Source organism: Erwinia sp. PME.40.26/001 (assembly GCF_055556675.1).
In genome coordinates, this window is sequence record NZ_JBVHNP010000329.1 from 1 (window position 1) to 250 (window position 250).

Annotated in this window: 1 pseudogene; it reads left to right on the forward strand. The window is 69.6% G+C overall.

Annotated elements, in window-relative coordinates:
* Positions 1 to 18 precede the first annotated feature (18 nt).
* Positions 19 to 250: pseudogene (locus tag ACZ3HG_RS24405) on the forward strand (hypothetical protein); the annotation flags it as partial.

Consider the following 250-nt stretch of genomic DNA (forward strand, 5'->3'; position numbering starts at 1 on the left):
GAGCGCATGTCGAGGACCGTGGATGCCATCACCGCACGCCTCGGAGCCTCGAACCACCTCGTCTACCGCTACACCGGCATGGACCAGGAGGAGCACACGTTCGTCGCGTGCGCGTTCTGGCGCGCGACGGCCCTCGCGTGCGTCGGCCGTCACGCCGAGGCGATCGAGGCGATGGACGCGCTCGTCGCCCAGGCCAACGACGTCGGCATGTACGCCGAGATGATCGCCGAGGACGACGGGGCGTTCTGGG